This is a genomic window from Mesorhizobium sp. M0808, from assembly GCF_040320025.1.
Lineage (GTDB): Bacteria > Pseudomonadota > Alphaproteobacteria > Rhizobiales > Rhizobiaceae > Mesorhizobium.
This window is the reverse complement of the sequence record NZ_JAMYOX010000020.1, coordinates 12,494-31,748: the sequence shown is the minus strand read 5'-3', so window position 1 is coordinate 31,748 and position 19,255 is coordinate 12,494. Positions and strand designations below refer to the sequence as shown.

The window sequence follows — 19,255 nt, the reverse complement described above, 5'->3', positions numbered from 1 at the left end:
AGCTTGCCCTGCGGGGCGGGCGACAAGCGGAACGAATTATCCTACAAATGCCCGGTTCACTGAGGGGCTGTCGTTTGCAACGCCCTTTCCCGATAAATCGTGAGGATACGACATGGAATACCGCACTCTCGGCCGTTCCGGGCTGAAGGTTTCGACCCTGACCATGGGCACCATGACATTCGGCGGCGGCGGCGCGTTTTCGGCGGTTGGCAAGACCGACCTCGACGAGGCGCGTCGGATGATCGACCTTTGCATCGATGCCGGCGTCAATGTCATCGACACCGCCAACGTCTATTCGAACGGGGTGTCGGAAGAGATCATCGGCGAGGCGCTCGGCGGCAAGCGCAAGGGCGACGTGTTGATCGCCTCCAAGGCGCGCATGCGGATCGGCAAAGGCCCCAATGATGAAGGCCTGTCGCGCTACCATCTGATCCGCGAATGCGAGAGGAGCCTGAAGCGCCTCAGGACCGATGTCATCGACATCTATTTCCTGCACGAGTGGGATGGCCTGACACCGCTTGAGGAAACCATCGCCGCGCTCGACACGCTGGTCGCGCAGGGTAAGGTCCGTTATGTCGGCTGCTCCAATTATTCCGGCTGGCAAGTTATGAAGGGGCTGGGGATCAGCGACCGTCATCACCAGCCACGCTTCGTCACCCAGCAGATCCATTACACGCTGGAAGCGCGCGAGGCCGAGTACGAATTGTTGCCGATCTCGGTCGACCAAGGGCTCGGCGTGCTGGTCTGGAGCCCGCTTGCCGGCGGGTTGCTGTCCGGCAAATACCACCGTGACCAGCCGACCGCCCGCCAGCTCAGCGGCTGGTCGGAACCGCCGATCCGCGACGAGGACCGGCTGTGGCGGATCGTCGACGTGCTGATCGATATCGGCAAGAACCACGGTGTGTCGGCAGCGCAAGTGGCGCTTGCCTGGCTACTCGGCCGGCCCGCTGTCAGTTCGCTGGTGATCGGCGGACGAACCGAAGCGCATTTCAAAGACAATATCGCCGCTGCAAGCCTTGTGCTTGCCGATGAGGAGCGCACACGGCTCGACGTGGTCAGCAGGCCGCCCGTGCTCTATCCCTACTGGCACCAGCAATTCACGGCAAAGGACCGGTTCGGGCCGGCCGATCTCGTCCTCGACCGCGACGGCGCCTGAAAAGCCGGGCTCTCCGGACTGCGCCGAGATATGGAGCCCGATCGTGCCTTGCGGTGTTGTGTTTGCGGTCCAATGCTCCTAGGCAAAGGCCAAGCACAATGAAAGGAAACGATATGGCACGAGCACCGAACTACGGTCAGGAACGCAAGGAACGCGACCGGCAGAAGGCTGCCAAGAAGGCGGAAAAGCAGGCTGCCAAGGTCGCAGCCAAGGAGCGATCGAAGCCCGAGGGCGAGAGCGAGTCCCAAACCAAAACCGAAACGACCGAGTGATGACGCCCGGCCTGTCAGGCGGTCCGGGCCTCGGTCAAATCCCGCTATGCCTCAGGCGGGCGCCTTGTCGCTGACGAAGACGTTCACTTCACGCGCGGCGGCAATAAAGGCCCGTCTTGCGTTCATGGCCGGCTTGTCGCCGGCCAGCGCATCATGACAGGCTTGCAACGCTTCGCGGTGCTTGGGGCTGCGCTTGCCGGGCCAATTGTTGAGGAGGTAGTCGGAAGCCTCGCGGGCCGTACGCAAGAGCTGATTGCTTCCCGCCGCGCCGGTCACGGGTGTGTCAAATCGGTTGTTTTCCATCGCTGCTCTTACGCCATCGGCATTTGCGAAGCGAGACCGAAAGTAGCATTCTTCGCTCATCTGCTCTTTTCGTGATCAATGGCAGCCGATCCTCACTCAAGCGACGACGGCAAATCCCCGGGCGCGCAGGCCGCGCCGGTCGTTGCGCAGCGAGGTCACCAGCCGGTCGCGGCTGCCGATGATATGGGCCGAAAGCAGGCGGGCGGCGCTATCGGCATCGCCGGCCCGCACCGCCGACAGAATGGCATGGTGTTCGGCCCAGGCACGGCCGAGCGCTGCCTCGTCGCGAACCTCGAGCCAGCGGGCGCGCGACAGGCGTGTCATCACGTCGCGAACCGCTCTGAACAGGAACTCGTTGCCGGATAGACGCGCCAACTCGATATGAAAATCCCTGCCGACGCGATGCCATTCCTCGCGCGGCGTCTTGTCGTCGCAAGAATCGAGCATCGCCTCGATGATTTCGACGGCACTTCTGTCCCGCAAGGTGCAAGTTAGTCTGAGTGCCGCGACCTCGACCGCCTCGCGATAGACGGCGATCTGCTCGAGTTCAGCAAGATTGATGGGCGAGACCGTCCAGCCGCGGCCGTCGCGGCAGATCAGGCCTTCAGTCTCGAGCCGCAGCAATGCCGCCCTGACCGGCGTGCGCGATGCACCGAAGCGGCTTTCGACCCAGCGCTCCGTCAGCCGCTCGCCGGGACCGATCTCGAGCCCGAGGATCATCTCGCGAAGCTGCTTTTCGACGTTCTGCATCTGCGACATTGGCGTTCCGTTCAGGTCATTTGTTCCGGCAATCGGGTCACTGGCCGGCGTTGGCCGATCACGCCGGCCTTTGTCGATCATGTTTGAGAGGCCCGCATTGACAGCGACGGGGCTTGCGTTCATGACAGATACCAGTTTGGTATCCCAACTTGGTATCCGTAGCAAGTTTCATGCAAGCTGGCCGGACAGGACATGACATGCCGCAAGACGCCGCCCTCGCCATGCAAGGCACGCACAACGTCCACTGGCGCCGCAATCTCGCCGTGTGTTTTGCCGGCTCGTTCAGCACGCTTGTAGCGATGACGCTGCTGTTGCCCTTCCTGCCGCTTTACGTCGAGCAGCTGGGCGCCGAGGGCCATGCGGCGATCGTGCAGTGGTCGGGCATCGCCTACGGCGCCACCTTCCTTGCTGCCGCGCTGGTCGCGCCCCTGTGGGGGCGGCTAGGCGACCGCTACGGCCGCAAACTGATGCTGGTGCGAGCCAGTTTCGGCATGGCGCTGTGTATGTCGCTGACCGGCATGGTGCAGACCGTCTGGCAATTGGTGCTCTTGCGCCTACTGATCGGCTTTGCCGGCGGCTATTCTTCGGGCTCGACCATCCTGGTTGCCATGCAGACGCCGAAGGATCGCTCCGGCTGGGCGCTGGGCGTGCTGTCGGCCGGAATCACGGCCGGTGCCCTGGTCGGTCCGCTGCTTGGCGGCGCGCTGCCGCCGCTGATTGGCATCCGCGCCACATTCCTGCTCGCCGGCGGCGTCATTTTCCTGGCTTTTCTGGCAACCACCTTGCTGATCAAGGAGGCCCCTCGCCCGGTTGCCGCCAAGGCCGCGTCAGAAGAAAAAGTGAAAGACGGCTGGTCGCAGATTCCCGACAAGCGCCGCGTCGTCGCCATGCTGGCGACCGGCATGCTGTTGAGTTTCGCCACCATGTCGATCGAGCCGATCATCACCGTCTATGTCCAGCAGCTCATCGAAGATCAGAGCCAGGTCACGCTGGTCTCCGGCATCGTCATGTCCGCGGCAGCGCTCGGCGCCATCCTGTCGGCGTCGCGGCTCGGCAAGCTCGCCGACCGTATCGGCCACTGGAACGTCATCGTTGCCGCACTCGCCGTCTCGGCGCTGCTGCTGATCCCGCAGGCCTTCGTTACCCAGGGCTGGCAACTCGTCGGCCTGCGTTTCCTGATGGGCCTGGCGCTTGGCGGTCTTTTGCCCTGCATCACCAGCGTCATCCGCCACAATGTGCCCGACGGGGTCGGCGGCAACGTACTGGGCTTGTCGATCTCGGCGCAATATGTCGGGCAGGTCGCCGGACCGTTGCTCGGCGGCTTCGCCGGCGGCCATTTCGGTATGCGCTCGGTGTTTCTCGGCACATCCATTCTGATGGCGGGCGGAGCGGCCTATAACTGGCTGGTCCAGTCGCGCCGCGAACGCGACATGCTGGCGGAAGCCGGCAAATCCTGACACGGTTCGCGGCACTATCTCAGGCGGTCGCCAGGAATCACGGAGGCGTGGAAATGAGCACGGATGAACACGCGGCAGGCGGCCGCATTCTGGTTCTTGCCGGCGGCCTATGCGGCGCAACCGGCGTGGCGCTTTCGGCGGCGGCGGCACATCTCGGCGGCGCTTTCGTCGGTACGGCCGCATCCTTCCTGCTCTTGCATGCGCCGGTCTTCCTTACCGTCGGGCTGCTCGGTGGCAATAGCATCCTGCGAACCGGAAGCCTCATCCTTCTCGTCGGGCTTCTGCTATTCTCGGGAGATCTTTTGGCCCGCGACTTCCTTGGCTCGCGGCTGTTCCCGATGTCGGCGCCGATCGGCGGCACGTTGCTCATCGGCGGCTGGCTGATGATGGCCGCCTCGGCGCTGGTGCGCCCGCGCCGCCATTGATGCGGCAACCAATGGCGGCCGCTGCTCCTTCGCCAGCCGCCCTCGATCCACGAGCTCTGTCTTGCCAGCTCAGTCTCGCGGACGTTCGGGCCGGACTTGGCCATCGCTGTTGGTCGTCTTGACTACACGCCGCCGCTCCGGCCGTTCGGTGGCCGGCGAGATGCCCCAATAATTGCGATAGATGTCTTCGAACAGATGCTTGATCGGGTGCATGGCTTAATCTCCTCTAGTTTTTTGAATCGATCCAATCAGCGGGCACAAAAATAGGCCACCGATCAGCTCCGCTTGCGTCCTACGAGGAAACCCAGGTCGCGAATCCACGGACCGGTCCTGTCTCGCCGCTTCCGGGCCTCCGCGCTCGAACGGATGCTCCAGTCGTTCCGGTAAATGTCCTCGAACAGATAATTGACGGGGTGCATGGCGCTCTCCTCTTGTATCGATCCAATCTGGGGACGAAAAACGCTCTTGGATCGATTCAAAGAATACGCATCGCACCACAAATGTCAAGCAAAAATTTGAATCGATCCAACGAAGGTGTTAGGTAGTCGGCGATACTGTTGGACCGGAGTCCCGGAGACAAACAAATGGCATCACTCACCGAAGGCAGGAGGCCCATCCGGCTGGCGGACATCGCCAAAGCCGCGGGCGTATCACACGGCACCGCCTCCAATGTCTTCAGCCGTCCCGAAATCGTGCGTGAGGAAGTCCGCGAGCGCGTCAAGGCGGCGGCCGAGGCGCTGGGCTACGCCGGCCCCGATCCAAAGGGCCGCCTGCTGCGCGCCGGCAAGGTCAATGCGATCGGCGTCGCCACAACCGAGCCGCTGTCCTATTTCTTCGACGACCCCTTTGCGCGCGTGATGATGGCCGGCATCTCGGAGGCATGCGACGCCACCGGCGCGGGAATAGCCCTCGTGTCGGCCGGCAACGAGGAAAAACTTGCCTGGAATATCCAGAGCGCCCTGGTCGACGGCTTCATCCTGTTCTGCATCGAGGGCGGTCCGCGCCTCGTCGAGCTGACGCGCGAACGCAAGCTCCCCTTCGTCGCGCTCGAGCTCGGCTCGCAGGACGCCACGGTCTCCGCGATCGGCGTCGACAATGTTGCCGGCGGCCGGCTCGCGGCGCGCCATCTGGCGGAACTTGGACATCGCCGCTTCGCCGTGCTGTCGCTGGCCTTCGCCGACGACAGCACCGGACTTGTCTCGCCCGAGCAGGTCCGGACCGCAGTCTATACAGGAACCCGTGACCGCCTCCTCGGCTATCTCGAAGAGCTTTCCCGGTTCGGCGTCGATACCGCCAAGGTGCCGGTCTACGAGACTGAAAACGATGAGGCCAGCACAAAGGCCGGCCTCGAAACCCTCTTCGCCTCGGCGGAACCGCCGACCGCCATCCTGGCGATGTCGGACCGGGTCGCGATGGAAGCATTGGAATGGCTCAGCGCGCGGGGCATCGCGGTTCCTCGCGATGTTTCCGTCGTCGGCTTCGACGGCGTGCCTGAAGCCGCAATTTGCGAGCCTCCGCTCACCACCATCGCCCAGCCGATCGCCGAGATCGGCCGCCGGGCAGCGCGAAGAATCCTCGACTTCGACGGCACGGTGCGGCGAGAAACGCTCGGCGTCGAACTTGTCGTCAGGGCGTCGTCCCGGCCGCCGCCAGGCACAGGTTGACTGGGCAGATCGGCTCCAAATCTTATCGATTGGCCGCCATCGGACCGATGCCAAAGGATGGACGGACCGGCGGCGCCTCGTTGCGGACCGGCTTGCCCTTGCCGGACCAGCCGATAGCGGACAGCCATTCCAGATAGAAGGCGAGCGCGAACTGCATGGCGATGCCGGCGGCGAGCAGCAGACTGTCATAGGCAAAGCCGCCCGGGTTGACCAGCTTCATCACCTGCGCCGCCATGGCAATCACCGTGCCGGCAATGAAAACCGGCAGCGAGCGTTTGCCCAATATGGCGAGCGGATTGTCGCGGCCGGTGCGGAACAGGTTCGAGACGAAAGGCAAGGCGACGACTAGGTAGCTCATCGCCAGGATGTGCAGCAGCCGCGGCAACGACAGGAACGTCTTGTCGAAACCGGTCAGCACCACCGGCAGGTCGAGCCACGACACATGCCCCCACAGCGGGCTGTGCACCCAGACGAGCGCCGTCAGCACATAGGCGGCGGCCGCGCCGACCAGCCAGCGATTGACAGGGATGGTGCCGCCGCGCCGCACATGCAACACGCTGGCCATGCCGATATTGAACAGCAATTGCCATGACAGCGGATTGAGGAACCAGAAGCCGGGCTCCGGGTAGTTCGGCGGCGCGATCTGGTAGATTCCGGCAATCAGCCAAAGGGCTGCGGATACTGCGAGCGCCGCCAGTGGCCGGTAGCTGATGAACAGCAGGAAGACCGGAGCCATCAACAGCAGCGCCGCATAGACCGGCAGTATGTTGTTGTAACCGAGCTGATGGCCGAGCGTGACGATGCCGACCAGGACTTGTGGCGGGTTCCTGACGAGCGGCTCGATGTTGATCAGCGTCAGAAGATCCGGCCGTTTCGCAAACACCGCCGCCGCGCAGAAGATAGCCATGACCACCATCGTCGTGACGATGTGGGTGACATAGAGCACACCGGCGCGGCGCCACATTTTCAGTGTTGCAATCAGCCGGTTTCCCGGCTGGAACTTAGTGCCGTAGGCGAGAGCGACGGACATGCCGGAGATCAGCACGAAGGCCTCGGCCGCATCCGAAAACCCGAAATTCTTGTAGGTCAGGGTTTCGAAAACGGTGCCAGGCACGTGGTCGACGAATATGGTCAGGAGGGCGAGAGCCCGGAACACATCAATACGCGTATCGCGTTCCGGCGAAACTGGCATGGTCATCGATAAAAGGCCTTAAAGCTGGTTGTTCATGCCCGGCATGCGATCCCTCGGGCGACCACCCGGCGCACACTGCTTCGATCCCCCGCGGGGATTATATCGGCAAAGAAACGGACTGAAATGCGCCCGGTTCAATCAACTTTCGCGGAGCTTGAAAATATTCCGTTTTGAAGCCGGCAAATTAACGAAAGTAACGCGGAATCAAAAGGATGTGACTATGGCCGAGCAAAGCCTCGAAGACGGTATTTTGCAGGAGAATTCAGGCTTTTTCTACCGGCTCCATCGATCCGCCAATTTACCCGGTGACTGGCTGTTCCTGTTGCATGGATCGGGTGTCGACGAGACGACCTTGCTGCCGCTTGGTCGGCAAATCGCGCCGCATGCGGCGCTGGTTACGGTCCGTGGCCGCATCCCTCAGGAGGACGGTTTCCGCTGGTTCACGCGAATCACCCCGACGCGATTCGAGCAGGCAAGTATCCGCGCGGAGGCAGATGCGTTTGCAAGCTTCGTCGCCGGCGTCGCGAAGCGCCACAGCCTCGATCTCCGCCGCGCGACCTTTCTCGGCTATTCGAACGGCGCCAATCTGGTTTCAAGCGTCATGCCGCTGCATCCGGGCCTCATCGAGCGCGCTGCATTGCTGCGCCCCATGCCGGTGCTCGACGAGGTGCCGCCGGCCGACCTGTCGAAGGCGCGGGCTCTGATCGTCGCCGGCGCCGCCGACCTGACCTACGCGCCTTTCGCCCCCGTGTTGGCCGCTCTACTGAGCTCGCATGGCGCCAAGGTCGAGACCCACACCATTGCCTCCGGCCATGAAATCGGCGACGCGGATGCTGAAATCGTCAGGCAGTGGCTGGCGGGGTCAGGCAACCGCTGAACGAGCGGATTGAGCGCACGCACAACGCGGGCCCGACCATCGAATGTCAGTGTGCGGCGGGCTGGAATAGCTCGATCGCATTGCCGGACGGGTCTTCGAGCAGGGTCTGCGAGCCGCCGACGCCGTTGATGATATCGTTGCGGAAGGCGAGCCCGGCGCCCTTCAGGCGCGCAACCTCTTGCTTCAGATCCGGCACCACCAGCACGATGCGGTTCCACCCTCCCGGCACCGGCCGGCGGCCATCCGGCATCGCCCGTGCGCCCGAGCTCTCCGGCCCGCTCAGCAGAAGCCGCAGATCGCCGCGCGTGACCGAGCAGAAAGCCGGCCGCGCATCCCGTTCAATGGCAAAGCCCAGATGCTTCACGTAGAAATCGATGGAAGCGGCGACATCGTCGACAATATAGCGAACACTGACGGGCGTCATGACCGGGGACCTTTCAGTTTGAGTAGAACGTTTTATTAAAGGCTGCTCATCATCGGCAACGCCCCGGCAGCACTACGACGCCGCCGACACACTATGACCGTCGGTTCGCCAGGGGATCAGGGCAAGCAGACCAGCACTGCCGACCACGGCGAAGACAGCGCCGTAGATGAACACCGCCTCATGGCTTACACGATCCCAGAGCTGTCCGGCGACAACGCTTGCCGCGAGTTCCAGCAGGCCGACCGTGGTGCTGTACCAGCCGATGCCGCTGGCACGCAGCTCTTGCGGCACGAAGTCCGAGGCGAATGCCTTGCCGACTGAGCGGAAGATGCCTTGATAGAACCCGTAGAAGGCAAAAAGCAGCCCGATCAGATAGATGTTCCGGGTCAAGACGAAGCCGAGATAGGCGATCAGGAAGATGACGAAGGACGACAGTAACACGCCCTTGCGGCCGAAGCGATCCGATAGAAAGCCGGCCGGGTAGGAAATCAGCGCCGCAACGAGATTGAAGCCTGCATAGATAAGAATGGTTGCCTCCAAAGAGGCACCGATATCCTGTGTTTGCAGAATCAGAAACGCATTGCTCGAATTGCCGATGCCGAAGAGAGCTGTCACCAAGAGATAGGTCCAATAGGCTTTGGGAAACTGCCGCAGATTGATGTCGATCTTGGCCTTTGCGGCTACGGCCAGTGGCTGCTCGTGCACCAACACCACCATGAGGAAGGCGAGGAGACCGGGAATGAGCGCGAGATAGAAGATCCAGCGGATATCGACTTTGAGGGCGATGAGAAGCAGCACCGCGAGCAGTGGTCCCAGAAACGCTCCCAGATTGTCGCCAATGCCTTCTAGGCCGAATGCTTTGCCTCGGTGCTCGTCGGCCACGGACGAAGCAAGGAGCGCGTCGCGCGGAGCGGACCGGAAACCTGCACCGAGCCGATCCACAAACCGCGCGCCCAGGACCATCGGCCACACCGTGGCCACGCCGATCAGCGGTTTGGCGATAGAGGCCAGAAAATAGCCAATGAGGGCTATCGGTTTCCGCTTCTGAAGCCTGTCCGAGAGCCAGCCCGAAAAACCTTGCACGATGTTCTGCGTCGCCTGGGCGATTCCGTCGACCAGACCGACGACGCTCCCGCTTGCGTGCAGAGTCTGGGTTAGGAAGATCGGCAGGATCGGATAAAGCATCTCTGTCGAAATGTCGGCAAACAGGCTCGCCAGCGCCAGAAGCACCGTGTTTCGGGAAATCCAGGCGAAGGTTTTCCTTGGCGCTGCCCCAGTCATTGCTTTGCCCTGTTCGGCAATCCGTTTGGCTGAAACGCAACGGCCACCATGTCGGTTGCAATGCGCCACTGCTGAGTGTCCTGCCCCCATCCCGAAGGTCCGCGCAGCAAAACCGATGCCCACGCGGTCCTTCGATTCGGGATCATGGTCTACCCTCGCCCCATTCGGTTCCAGGCGTCCAGCCCGGCGATCTTGTAGGCTTCGGCCAGCGTCGGATAGTTGAAGGTGTTGTTGACGAAGAAGTCGACGGTGCCGCCGAGATTGATGACCGCCTGGCCAATGTGGATGAGTTCGGTCGCGCCCTCGCCGACAATATGGGCGCCGAGCAGACGGCGTGTTTCGATCGAGAACAGAAGCTTCAGGAAGCCGGTGTTGACGCCCATGATGTGGCCGCGCGATGTCTCGCGGAACCGCGCCACGCCGACCTCGTAGGCGGCACCACTCTCACGCACCTGCTCCTCGGATTGCCCGACCGTGGAGATTTCCGGCACGGCGTAGATGCCATAGGGAAAGGTTTCGGGCGGCGGCGGCAAGGGCACGCCGAAGGCATGGCAGGCGGCCACCCTGCCCTGCTCCATCGAGGTCGAGGCCAGGCTCGGAAAGCCGATAACATCGCCGGCGGCATAGATGTTGGACGCGCTGGTCTGGAAGGTCTGCGGATCGACCTTGATGCGGCCTCTGGAATCGGACTCGATGCCGACCGTTTCCAAGCCCAGGCTGCCGACATTGCCGGTACGCCCTGCGGCGTAAAGCACGATCTCGGACCGTATGGTGCGGCCGTCGGCCAGCGTCACCTCGGCATAGTCGGGTTTGGAGGCGATCTCCTTGACGGCACTGCCCAATCGGATGGTCATGCCGCGGTCGCGCATCTGATGGATGAAGTCGTCGACGATCTCGCGGTCGACAAAATCCAACATCGTATTGCGCGGCTCGACCAGCGTCACCGGCACGTCGAGCGCCGAAAAGATCGTCGCATACTCGACACCGATAACACCGGCGCCGATCACCGTCAGCGTGCGCGGCAGGCGATCGAGCTCCAGCATCTCATCACTGTCGAAAATCCGTGTTTTGTCGAACGGCACGTCGTGCGGCCGGTGCGGCCGGGTGCCGACCGCGATCAGCGCATGGGAGAAGCCAGCCTCGCTGTAGTCGCCGGTGTCGGTGGTCAGGCTGACCTTGTTGGCGCCGAGGAATTTTGCCGCGGCGCGCGCGCTCTTGACCGTGTTGCGCATGAACTGATGCTGCAGCACCTCGACCTCATGGTCGAGCGTCTTGTGCAGGCGCTCGACCAGATCGCCGACCGAAATGTCCTGCTTGACGCGGTAGCCGCGTCCATAAAAGCCGCGCTCACGCCAGCCGGAGAGGTTGAGCACCGTCTCGCGCAACGTCTTCGACGGTATGGTGCCGGTATGCACCGACACGCCGCCGAGACGCCGGCCTCTGTCGACCACCAGCACCGACTTGCCGAGCTTGGCCGACTGCACCGCGGCGCGGCGCCCGGATGGGCCGCTGCCGATGACCAGCATGTCGTAGTCCATGTCGCCCCGTCCCCTCGGCTCGGCGCGCTTTGTTGCGCCGCAGCAAACTAACGCTATCCGCGCCGTGAATTCAACAAGTCAGACGGCCCCAGGCACTCCGTCACCATCTACACGGCGGCGAAAGGCTCGATCTTGATTCCGCCGCGAACCTTCACCATTTCACCAAGAAGCGGCCCCGTGCATTAACCCGGGTTCGATTACGAGGAAATGACATGAACGCTCGCGTTCTCGACGGCGAAATCATTACCAGCAGGCTCGAAGATGTCCGCGCCTATGAGGGCGTGCGCACGCGGCGCATTCTCGCCTTTGTCATCGATTATTTCATCGTCGCGCTGCTCACCATTCCATTCGCGATCCTGGTGTTCCTGTTCGGGCTGTTGACGCTCGGCCTCGGCTGGATGCTGTTTTCCATTCTCGTGCCGGCCGTCGCCATCCTCTACATCTGGAACACGCTCGGCAGTAAAGACCAGGCCACCACCGGCATGAAGATGATGGGCATCCGGCTCGACCGGCTCGACGGCAGCCGCATCGACGGGCTGACCGCCGTCGTGCATTCGGTGCTGTTTTGGGCCGGCAATGTCATCCTTTCGCCGCTGGTCCTGCTGGTGAGCCTGTTTTCCGACCGCAAGCGCACGCTGCACGACCTGCTGCTCGGCACCGTCGTCAGCCGCAGCGGCCGCTGAGCAGACTTTTGAAGCGCGGCCGCAGCCTTTGCGCACAAATGTGAAGACGTCCAATCAACCAGGCTTTCACAATCCTGTTGAATTTTTCGGCGTCCGCGCCAAAGGTAGAGCGATTCGCAGGAGTGTTTCCAAGGCTCGATGACGCAGCACCCGACCCAGTCGCCGCAGTTCTTTCTGACCGCGCCCTCGCCATGTCCCTATCTCGAGGGCCAGTTCGAGCGCAAGGTGTTCACACACCTGGTCGGCGACAAGGCCCCCGAGATGAACGATCTGTTGACGCAGGGCGGTTTCAGGCGGTCGCAGAACATCGCCTACAGGCCGGCCTGCGAGACCTGCCGCGCCTGTGTGTCGGTGCGCATCCTGGCGCAGGAATTCACCGCCAGCCGCAACTTGAAACGGGTCATACAGCATAATTCGGATCTGGTCGGCGCCATGCACGACGCAGAACCCTCCACCGAACAGTATTCGCTGTTCCGCAGCTATCTCGACGCCCGCCACCGCCGTGGCGGCATGTCCGACATGACCGTGCTCGACTACGCCATGATGGTCGAGGATACCCATGTCGACACCAAGGTCATCGAATACCGTCGCCGCGGACCTGACAGCTTCATCACCGGCAAGGGCCAGGGCGAGCTGATCGCCGTGGCGCTCACAGACAAGATGGCCGATGGCCTGTCGATGGTCTATTCCTACTTCAACCCGGACTTCGAGGACCGTTCGCTCGGCACCTTCATGATCCTCGACCACATCGCCCGCGCCAGGGCGATGGGCCTGCCCCATGTCTACCTGGGTTACTGGGTCAACGGCTCGCGCAAGATGAATTATAAGATGCGCTTCCAGCCGCAGGAGCATCTCGGCCCGAAAGGCTGGGAACGCTACAATCACGAAGCGGTTTCGCGCTGATCTTCGCTTTCGGTATTCACTCTTAAATTGTTTCGAGGAGGATGCCGCTGGGCTTCCGGCCGATCGGCTGGAAAACCGGGCGGTCAATTTTGCGCCTCCAAGCCTACGCGAGAATTGCCGCATGTCTTCCCACAACGACCACCAGAGAGGCCTTCTGATCACCGCCATCGGCGGGCTGACGCTGACCGTCGACATTCCGCTGATCCGGCTCGCCGACGGCGAGGCGTGGACGATCCTGCTGTTGCGCACCGGCACGACCTTCGTCGCCACGCTTATCATCTGGGCCGCCTGGCGCTCGCTGAGCGCAAAGGCACCGCAGCTTGTGCCGGGCTGGTCAGGGCTCATCGTTGCCGGCCTCTACGGGCTCGGCTCGATCGCCTTCATCACCGGTGTCTACAATACCTCGACAGCCAACCTCGTTTTCATCCTGGCGTTCACAACCATGTTCGCGGCCCTTTTGTCATGGCTGTTCCTGAAGGAGAGGCCACGGCCCCTGACGCTTGCAGCGCTGGCACTGATGATCGTCGGCGTGACGATCATTGTCGGCGATTCCGTTGGAACCGGACATCTCTTCGGCGACCTGATGGCGCTATGCTCGGCTTTCATGATCGCCGCGGCCATCACCATCTCGCGCGCCAGCGGCAAGGATATGGGTTTCACGGCGCTGATCGGAGTGGTCCTGCCGCTGGCCGTCGGCGCCGTGATGGTTTCCAAGGTGGGTTTTCATGTCAACGCACCGTGGTGGATCATCTTCAACGGCGCCGTCATCATGCCGATCTCGTTCTTCTGCCTCGCCAACGGCCCGAAATACATCTCCGGGCCGGAGGTGGCGATGTTCTACCTGCTTGAAACCGTGCTGGCGCCGGTCTGGGTGTGGATGATCTTCGCCGAAACACCGTCGCGCAACAGCCTGATCGGCGGCGCGATCCTCATCATGACCTTGATCGGCCATTCGCTCTGGCAGTTGCACGAAGGGCGCAAGCGCCGCGCCACGTTCGCCGTCAGTCACCCGGCCTGATTCTTTTTCGCGGCGGCGCGTCCGGCGACAATTTCGATCTGCGGCGGTGCGTCATCGTGCTCCGCCGGTTCGGCGGCAGCGAGCTCATCGGTCAGTTCCACTTCGCGCAGCCATTCGCGCCAGATTGCGACCAGCAGGGCCATCAGCACCGGGCCGATGAACAGGCCGAGAAAGCCCATTGTCTTGACGCCGCCAATCAGGCCGAAAAAGGTTGGCAGGAAGGGCAGCTTTATCGGCCCGCCGACCAGCTTCGGGCGCAATGTCTTGTCGACGATGAAGAGTTCGACCGCGCCCCAGATGAACAGTGCCAGCCCGGCCATCGGCGAGCCGCTGGCCGCGAGATAGATCGACACCAGCGTGAAGGACAGCGGTGCGCCGCCGGGGATCAGCGCCATGATGCCGGTCAGCGCGCCGAGCGTCACCGGCGACGGCACGCCGGCCAACCAGTAAGCGATACCCAGCACCAGCCCTTCGCCGATGGCGATAACGGTCATGCCGGTCACCGTCGAGGAGATTGTCGCAGGCACCACGCGTGAGATCCGTTCCCATCTGGCCGGCAGGATGCGTTCGCCGAGGCGATCGACCTGTCCGGCGAAATGCTCGCCGTCGCGATAGGCGAAGAACAGCGCGATCATCATGAATAGCAGCGTCAGCAAAAGGCCGAAGGCGCTGCCGCCGGCGGCAAGCACGCCGCGATAGATGCTGCCGATATTGGCGCCACTGATCAGCTGGATCAGTTCGCCGATACCGCCGGGGTGGCCAACGTTGACCGTCCATTGTTCATTGAGCCATTCGCCCACCACGGGCATGGTGGCGATCCAGTGCGGCGTCGGCGCACCGTAGCGGTTGGTCTCTATCGCCCAGTTGACCCACTCGCGCACCTCATTGATGGCGTAGGTGCCGGCAAGCGCGATCGGCACCACCAGGAAAGTCAGGATGAACAAGATCGCAAGCGTCGCAGCGATGGTGCGGTTGCCGCCGACGCCGGCGAGCAGCCGCCGATAGAGCGGCCAGCTGGCGAAGGCGATAACCAGGGCGGCAAGAACCGGGAACAGGAAGCCGTGGAAGAAATAAACGCCGGCGGCAACGATCAGCACCAGGAGCCAGCGCGCCGCCGACAGCGGCGGAATGACAGCGGCCCTGAGCGGCATCGACAGGCCAAACAGACGCTGCTGCCGCTCCGGCTTCTGGATCCTGACTTCCTTCAAGCGGCTACCTCTCCCTGGCCCATCGTATCGCTTATGCCCTGATATAGTGCAGCAATCGTGACGACATCCCAAATGTTTGGGTGGAGCTGCTAATCTCCCCCCTTGAGGGGGAGATGTCGCCGAAGGCGACAGAGGGGTCGGGACGTCCTGACGCGACCTTACCACGAACAAAGGAGGCTGGCGCTTCATGCGCGGGGACCCCCTCTGGCCTGCCGGCCATCTCCCCCTCAAGGGGGGAGATTACCGCTTCACCCGAACTTGCCAGTCCTCGGGAAACCCTTCGGCACCATGCGGCCGGCCGAGGCGCGGGCGCCAATCCATTCGGCAAGCTCGTCACGCGATTTGGTGAAGGTGCGGTCTGCCGAATCCTGCCAGGACAGGCCGCTTGCGAGCGTGAAGGTCTTGAGGTCGAGGACGCCGCCATCTTTGTATTTCTGCAGGCGCACGCCCTTGCCGCGCCCCATCTCCGGGATCTCGGCCAGCGGGAATACCAGCATCTTGCGATTCTCGCCGACAATGGCGAGATGGTCGCCGGCGACGCTTATGCAGCGCTGGGCTTCGTCGGGCGCCTTGACGTTCATCACCTGCTTGCCCTTGCGGGTGTTGGCGACGACTTCTTCTTCCGGCACGATGAAACCGTTGCCGTCATGCGACACCAGCAGCAGCTTGCGCTTGGGATCATGGACGAAGGCGGTGACGATATCCTGGTCGTTGTCCATGTCGACGATGATGCGGATCGGCTCGCCGTGGCCACGCCCACCAGGCAGCCGGTCGGCGCCGATCGTGTAGAACTTGCCGCCGGTGGTGGAGACCAGCACCTTGTCGGTCGTCTGGGCGTGGAAGGCGAGCTTGAGGCTGTCGCCTTCCTTGAAGGTCAGGGCCGAATGGTCGGTCAGATGACCTTTCATGGCCCTCAGCCAGCCCTTTTCTGAAACGACCACGGTGACCGGCTCGCGCTCGATCATGGCGTGGGCGATATCGGTCAGGTCATGCTCGGGTGCGTCGGCGAACTCGGTGCGGCGCTTGCCGATGTCGGTCTCGGGCCCGTATTTCTGGCGAACATTGGCGACTTCCCACTTGATCGTCGCCCACTGCTTGGCGTCGGACGCAAGCAGTGCCTCGATCTGCTTCTTCTCGCCGGTCAGGCCATTGAATTCCTCGCGAATTTCGAATTCCTCGAGCTTGCGCAGCGCCCTCAGCCGCATGTTGAGGATGGCTTCAGCCTGGGTGTCGGTGAGTGACCAGCGGGCCATCATCACCTGCTTGGGCTCGTCCTCCTCGCGGATGATCCTGATCACCTCGTCGATGTTGAGGTAGGCGATCAAATAGCCGGCGAGGATCTCCAGCCGCCTTTCGATCTCGCCGAGGCGGTGCTTGGAGCGGCGGATCAGGACGTCGCGGCGGTGCTCCAGCCATTCCTTGAGCACACCTTTCAGCGACAGCACGTTCGGCACCTTGCCGCGCGACAACACGTTCATGTTGAGCGGAAAGCGGCTTTCGAGCTCGGTCAGCTTGAACAGCGATTCCATCATGATGCCGGGATCGACCGAGCGGCTTTTCGGCACCAGCACGACGCGGATGTCCTCGGCGCTCTCGTCGCGGATATCCTCGAGCAGCGGCAGCTTGCGTGCCATCAAGAGCTCGGCGATCTTTTCGATCAGCCTGGCCTTCTGGACGCCGTAAGGGATTTCGGTGACGACTATGTTCCAGGTGCCCCTGCCCTGGTCCTCCTGGCTCCATTTCGCCCTGACACGAAAGCCGCCGCGACCCGTTTCGTAGGCTTCGAGGATCGAGGCTCGGCTGTCGACGATGATGCCGCCGGTCGGGAAATCCGGACCTTGCACGAAATCCATCAGCTTGGTGACGGGCGCATCCGGACGATCAATCAGGTGAAGCGCGGCGTCGCAGAGCTCGGCCGCATTGTGCGGCGGGATCGAGGTCGCCATGCCGACGGCGATGCCGGACGAGCCGTTGGCGAGCAGGTTAGGGAAGGCGCCGGGCAGCACGGCCGGCTCCTCGTCTTCCTCGTTGTAGGTCGGGCGGAAATCGACGGCGTCCTCGGTGATGCCTTCCAGCAGCAGCGTCGACACTTCGGTCATGCGCGCTTCGGTGTAGCGCATGGCGGCGGCGTTATCGCCGTCGATATTGCCGAAATTGCCCTGCCCGTCGACCAGCGGGTAGCGCATCGAAAAATCCTGCGCCAACCGCACCAACGCGTCGTAGATCGACTGGTCACCATGCGGATGGAATTTGCCCATCACCTCGCCGACGATGCGGGCGCATTTGGCAAAGCCCTGGTCGGGGTTGAGCCGCAACAGACGCATGGCATGCATGATGCGACGATGCACCGGCTTCAGCCCGTCGCGCACGTCCGGCAGTGCCCGGTGCATGATGGTCGACAGCGCGTAGGCGAGATAGCGCTCTTCCAGCGCCTTCTTCAGATCGACCGGCTCGATATTGTCGCCGCCGCCACTCTCGGGCGGCAAAAGCCTTTTTCCCATGGGCTGGCACTAGCCGAGCGGGTGATTCGCGGCAAGAGGCACCGGTATGCATCCTCCTAAAGCGAGTCGCATTCGACCGGCCCCATGCGACGCTTTAGGTCCTTGTTTTGATACATGCCGTTATCGCAAAACCCGCTGCACACTTTTGCGCGACATCCATTATGCAACAGGAATTGGAAGCGTCACGACGCCGGCCAACATCAACCCGTTACATCCTGCTTCTATCGCAAGGCTGATGGATCGGGTTTGCCTTTGGCCGCGATTTTCGACCATTGTGCCGGGGCCCGCCTTTTTCCGGTCCAGTTCGTCACCGAATGGTGACGACGCGACGATTTGAAAAGAATTTCAGGACACTCTCAGGGGAGCTCTCGATGACGATCAGACACTCGACACTTATTAAAAGACTGGCTTTTTCGACCTTTTTGCTGACGCTGCCGCTGAATGCGGCGTTCGCGCAGGATACCGCGGTCGCCGACCGGCTGAAGGCTGCCCTCGCCGCGCAGGGTGTCGACCTCTCCTGGACCGGAGTAACCGGCGACACCTCCAGCATGGTTCTGCAAGGCGTAGCGGTCAAACCGGCGGCCGAAAAGGAGGCGCTCAAGATCGGCGACGTCAAGCTCGAAGGTGTGACCGAAGCCAATGGCGGCTATCAAATCGCGACCGTATCGACGTCGCCGTTCGAACACAGCGAAGATGGCGTCACGCTCAATCTCAGCCCCTTCGTCATCCACGACATGACGGTTCCGGCCGAAGGCGCAACCGGTCCGCTGGGCTCGCTGATGATGTACAAATCGGCCGAGCTCGACAACATGACAGTCAAAGTGGCTGACAAAACTGCTTTCTCGATGGACGGGCTTGCCATCGCAATCACGCCGCCGGCCGACGGCAAGGCCATGGCGTTTTCCGGCACTACGGAAAAATTCGCTGCCGACCTGACCCTGGTCGAAGATCCGAAGTCCAAGGAAGTCATCAACGCGCTCGGCTACCAGAACATATCAGGCAATCTTGAGATGGAAGGCACCTGGCAGCCTACCGACGGCAGGATGGACTTGTCGAAATACGAAATATCGGTCGACAATGCCGGCACGCTCGGCATGACCTTCGATCTCGGCGGCTACACGCTGGACGTCATCAAATCACTGCAGGAGATGCAGAAGAAGATGGCAGCGCAGCCCGAAGGCGCGGACAATTCGGCGCAAGGCATGGCCATGCTCGGGCTGCTGCAGCAGCTTTCGTTCAACAGCGCCTCGATCCGCTTCGACGACGATTCGCTGACCAAAAAGGTGCTCGATTATGCCGGCAAGCAGCAAGGCATGTCCGGCAAGGACATCGCCAACCAGGCCAAGGCGATCGTGCCCTTCGGCATGGCGCAGCTCAACAATCCGGAACTGACCGCGCAGGTTTCGGCCGCGGTCAACAAATTCCTCGACGACCCGCAAAGCATCGAGGTCTCGGCCGAGCCGCCGGCAGCGGTGCCGTTCGCGCTGATCATGGCGGGCGCCATGTCCAACCCGCTCGACCTGCCGAAAACGCTTGGCGTGACGGTTACAGCAAACGAAGACTGATCGAGACAGGCTTCAAGCAAAAAGCCCGG

The 19,255-nt window shown here is 62.5% G+C and carries 19 protein-coding genes; 10 read left to right on the top strand and 9 right to left on the bottom strand.

What is annotated here, in order from left to right; all coding sequences use genetic code 11:
* The first annotated feature begins 112 nt into the window (after positions 1 to 112).
* Complete coding sequence (locus tag NKI25_RS21555) at positions 113 to 1,156, top strand: aldo/keto reductase (protein ID WP_352449292.1); 1,044 nt, start codon at positions 113 to 115, stop codon at positions 1,154 to 1,156.
* 113 nt (positions 1,157 to 1,269) lie between these two features.
* Complete coding sequence (locus tag NKI25_RS21550) at positions 1,270 to 1,428, top strand: hypothetical protein (protein ID WP_352449291.1); 159 nt, start codon at positions 1,270 to 1,272, stop codon at positions 1,426 to 1,428.
* Positions 1,429 to 1,479: 51 nt separating this feature from the next.
* Here the strand turns inward: NKI25_RS21550 and NKI25_RS21545 are convergent, their stop codons facing one another.
* Together NKI25_RS21545 and NKI25_RS21540 are read right to left on the bottom strand one after the other, a co-directional pair.
* Positions 1,480 to 1,731, bottom strand: coding sequence for a DUF982 domain-containing protein (locus tag NKI25_RS21545; protein ID WP_352999313.1), 252 nt, complete (start codon positions 1,729 to 1,731; stop codon positions 1,480 to 1,482).
* Between the two features lie 96 nt (positions 1,732 to 1,827).
* Positions 1,828 to 2,490 (bottom strand): GntR family transcriptional regulator, encoded by a 663-nt coding sequence (locus NKI25_RS21540; protein ID WP_352999311.1) that lies wholly within the window; start codon positions 2,488 to 2,490, stop codon positions 1,828 to 1,830.
* A gap of 197 nt (positions 2,491 to 2,687) precedes the next feature.
* Between NKI25_RS21540 and NKI25_RS21535 the strand changes: the two genes are divergently transcribed.
* Together NKI25_RS21535 and NKI25_RS21530 are read left to right on the top strand one after the other, a co-directional pair.
* The gene (locus NKI25_RS21535) at positions 2,688 to 3,947 is read left to right on the top strand and encodes a multidrug efflux MFS transporter (protein ID WP_352571475.1); all 1,260 of its coding nucleotides are present in this window, start codon (positions 2,688 to 2,690) and stop codon (positions 3,945 to 3,947) included.
* Between the two features lie 53 nt (positions 3,948 to 4,000).
* Positions 4,001 to 4,372, top strand: coding sequence for a DUF423 domain-containing protein (locus NKI25_RS21530; RefSeq protein ID WP_023674474.1), 372 nt, complete (start codon positions 4,001 to 4,003; stop codon positions 4,370 to 4,372).
* 69 nt (positions 4,373 to 4,441) lie between these two features.
* Here NKI25_RS21530 and NKI25_RS21525 read toward each other — a convergent pair whose 3' ends face one another.
* Positions 4,442 to 4,585, bottom strand: coding sequence for a hypothetical protein (locus tag NKI25_RS21525; RefSeq protein WP_023674473.1), 144 nt, complete (start codon positions 4,583 to 4,585; stop codon positions 4,442 to 4,444).
* Between the two features lie 371 nt (positions 4,586 to 4,956).
* Here NKI25_RS21525 and NKI25_RS21520 point away from each other — a divergent pair, with 371 nt between their 5' ends.
* Positions 4,957 to 6,036, top strand: a complete 1,080-nt coding sequence (locus tag NKI25_RS21520; protein WP_352571476.1) for a LacI family DNA-binding transcriptional regulator — start codon at positions 4,957 to 4,959, stop codon at positions 6,034 to 6,036.
* Between the two features lie 22 nt (positions 6,037 to 6,058).
* Here the strand turns inward: NKI25_RS21520 and NKI25_RS21515 are convergent, their stop codons facing one another.
* Positions 6,059 to 7,234, bottom strand: coding sequence for an OpgC family protein (locus tag NKI25_RS21515; protein WP_023674470.1), 1,176 nt, complete (start codon positions 7,232 to 7,234; stop codon positions 6,059 to 6,061).
* A gap of 28 nt (positions 7,235 to 7,262) precedes the next feature.
* Between NKI25_RS21515 and NKI25_RS21510 the strand changes: the two genes are divergently transcribed.
* Entirely contained in the window at positions 7,263 to 8,105 is an 843-nt protein-coding gene (locus tag NKI25_RS21510; protein WP_352571504.1) for an alpha/beta hydrolase, read from the top strand.
* Positions 8,106 to 8,151: 46 nt separating this feature from the next.
* On the opposite strand, the gene NKI25_RS21505 is transcribed toward NKI25_RS21510, so the two are convergent.
* The 3 genes from NKI25_RS21505 to sthA all read right to left on the bottom strand — a co-directional run bounded on the left by NKI25_RS21505 (position 8,152) and on the right by sthA (position 11,348).
* Complete coding sequence (locus NKI25_RS21505; protein WP_352571477.1) at positions 8,152 to 8,529, bottom strand: VOC family protein; 378 nt, start codon at positions 8,527 to 8,529, stop codon at positions 8,152 to 8,154.
* 72 nt (positions 8,530 to 8,601) lie between these two features.
* On the bottom strand, positions 8,602 to 9,810 hold the full coding sequence (locus NKI25_RS21500) for an MFS transporter (protein ID WP_352571478.1): 1,209 nt from the start codon (positions 9,808 to 9,810) through the stop codon (positions 8,602 to 8,604).
* A gap of 149 nt (positions 9,811 to 9,959) precedes the next feature.
* Positions 9,960 to 11,348, bottom strand: a complete 1,389-nt coding sequence (gene sthA, locus NKI25_RS21495; RefSeq protein WP_352571479.1) for a Si-specific NAD(P)(+) transhydrogenase — start codon at positions 11,346 to 11,348, stop codon at positions 9,960 to 9,962.
* Between the two features lie 212 nt (positions 11,349 to 11,560).
* Between sthA and NKI25_RS21490 the strand changes: the two genes are divergently transcribed.
* The 3 genes from NKI25_RS21490 (at position 11,561) to NKI25_RS21480 (ending at position 13,952) form a co-directional block, all read left to right on the top strand.
* A complete protein-coding gene (locus NKI25_RS21490) occupies positions 11,561 to 12,031 on the top strand; it encodes an RDD family protein (RefSeq protein WP_023674465.1) in 471 nt (156 codons plus the stop codon).
* Positions 12,032 to 12,169: 138 nt separating this feature from the next.
* Positions 12,170 to 12,934, top strand: coding sequence for an arginyltransferase (locus NKI25_RS21485; protein WP_352456566.1), 765 nt, complete (start codon positions 12,170 to 12,172; stop codon positions 12,932 to 12,934).
* Positions 12,935 to 13,055: 121 nt separating this feature from the next.
* The gene (locus NKI25_RS21480) at positions 13,056 to 13,952 is read left to right on the top strand and encodes a DMT family transporter (RefSeq protein WP_352999308.1); all 897 of its coding nucleotides are present in this window, start codon (positions 13,056 to 13,058) and stop codon (positions 13,950 to 13,952) included.
* On the opposite strand, the gene NKI25_RS21475 is transcribed toward NKI25_RS21480, so the two are convergent.
* Together NKI25_RS21475 and parC are read right to left on the bottom strand one after the other, a co-directional pair.
* Complete coding sequence (locus tag NKI25_RS21475) at positions 13,940 to 15,160, bottom strand: AI-2E family transporter (protein ID WP_352571482.1); 1,221 nt, start codon at positions 15,158 to 15,160, stop codon at positions 13,940 to 13,942. The genes NKI25_RS21480 and NKI25_RS21475 overlap by 13 nt on opposite strands.
* 248 nt (positions 15,161 to 15,408) lie before the next feature.
* A complete protein-coding gene (parC, locus tag NKI25_RS21470; protein WP_352590501.1) occupies positions 15,409 to 17,661 on the bottom strand; it encodes a DNA topoisomerase IV subunit A in 2,253 nt (750 codons plus the stop codon).
* A 371-nt stretch (positions 17,662 to 18,032) separates the two neighbouring features.
* Here parC and NKI25_RS21465 point away from each other — a divergent pair, with 371 nt between their 5' ends.
* A complete protein-coding gene (locus NKI25_RS21465; RefSeq protein ID WP_352590498.1) occupies positions 18,033 to 19,226 on the top strand; it encodes an aq_1923 C-terminal domain in 1,194 nt (397 codons plus the stop codon).
* The last annotated feature ends 29 nt before the right edge of the window (positions 19,227 to 19,255 follow it).

What these genes read in the sequence shown, in the direction of transcription:
- NKI25_RS21555 (WP_352449292.1), top strand. Translation starts at nt 113, where the DNA reads ATGGAATACCGCACTCTCGGCCGTTCCGGGCTGAAGGTTTCGACCCTG.
- NKI25_RS21550 (WP_352449291.1), top strand. Translation starts at nt 1,270, where the DNA reads ATGGCACGAGCACCGAACTACGGTCAGGAACGCAAGGAACGCGACCGG.
- NKI25_RS21545 (WP_352999313.1), bottom strand. Translation starts at nt 1,731, where the DNA reads ATGGAAAACAACCGATTTGACACACCCGTGACCGGCGCGGCGGGAAGC.
- NKI25_RS21540 (WP_352999311.1), bottom strand. Translation starts at nt 2,490, where the DNA reads ATGTCGCAGATGCAGAACGTCGAAAAGCAGCTTCGCGAGATGATCCTC.
- NKI25_RS21535 (WP_352571475.1), top strand. Translation starts at nt 2,688, where the DNA reads ATGCCGCAAGACGCCGCCCTCGCCATGCAAGGCACGCACAACGTCCAC.
- NKI25_RS21530 (WP_023674474.1), top strand. Translation starts at nt 4,001, where the DNA reads ATGAGCACGGATGAACACGCGGCAGGCGGCCGCATTCTGGTTCTTGCC.
- NKI25_RS21525 (WP_023674473.1), bottom strand. Translation starts at nt 4,585, where the DNA reads ATGCACCCGATCAAGCATCTGTTCGAAGACATCTATCGCAATTATTGG.
- NKI25_RS21520 (WP_352571476.1), top strand. Translation starts at nt 4,957, where the DNA reads ATGGCATCACTCACCGAAGGCAGGAGGCCCATCCGGCTGGCGGACATC.
- NKI25_RS21515 (WP_023674470.1), bottom strand. Translation starts at nt 7,234, where the DNA reads ATGACCATGCCAGTTTCGCCGGAACGCGATACGCGTATTGATGTGTTC.
- NKI25_RS21510 (WP_352571504.1), top strand. Translation starts at nt 7,263, where the DNA reads ATGCCCGGCATGCGATCCCTCGGGCGACCACCCGGCGCACACTGCTTC.
- NKI25_RS21505 (WP_352571477.1), bottom strand. Translation starts at nt 8,529, where the DNA reads ATGACGCCCGTCAGTGTTCGCTATATTGTCGACGATGTCGCCGCTTCC.
- NKI25_RS21500 (WP_352571478.1), bottom strand. Translation starts at nt 9,810, where the DNA reads ATGACTGGGGCAGCGCCAAGGAAAACCTTCGCCTGGATTTCCCGAAAC.
- sthA (WP_352571479.1), bottom strand. Translation starts at nt 11,348, where the DNA reads ATGGACTACGACATGCTGGTCATCGGCAGCGGCCCATCCGGGCGCCGC.
- NKI25_RS21490 (WP_023674465.1), top strand. Translation starts at nt 11,561, where the DNA reads ATGAACGCTCGCGTTCTCGACGGCGAAATCATTACCAGCAGGCTCGAA.
- NKI25_RS21485 (WP_352456566.1), top strand. Translation starts at nt 12,170, where the DNA reads ATGACGCAGCACCCGACCCAGTCGCCGCAGTTCTTTCTGACCGCGCCC.
- NKI25_RS21480 (WP_352999308.1), top strand. Translation starts at nt 13,056, where the DNA reads ATGTCTTCCCACAACGACCACCAGAGAGGCCTTCTGATCACCGCCATC.
- parC (WP_352590501.1), bottom strand. Translation starts at nt 17,661, where the DNA reads ATGGGAAAAAGGCTTTTGCCGCCCGAGAGTGGCGGCGGCGACAATATC.
- NKI25_RS21465 (WP_352590498.1), top strand. Translation starts at nt 18,033, where the DNA reads ATGACGATCAGACACTCGACACTTATTAAAAGACTGGCTTTTTCGACC.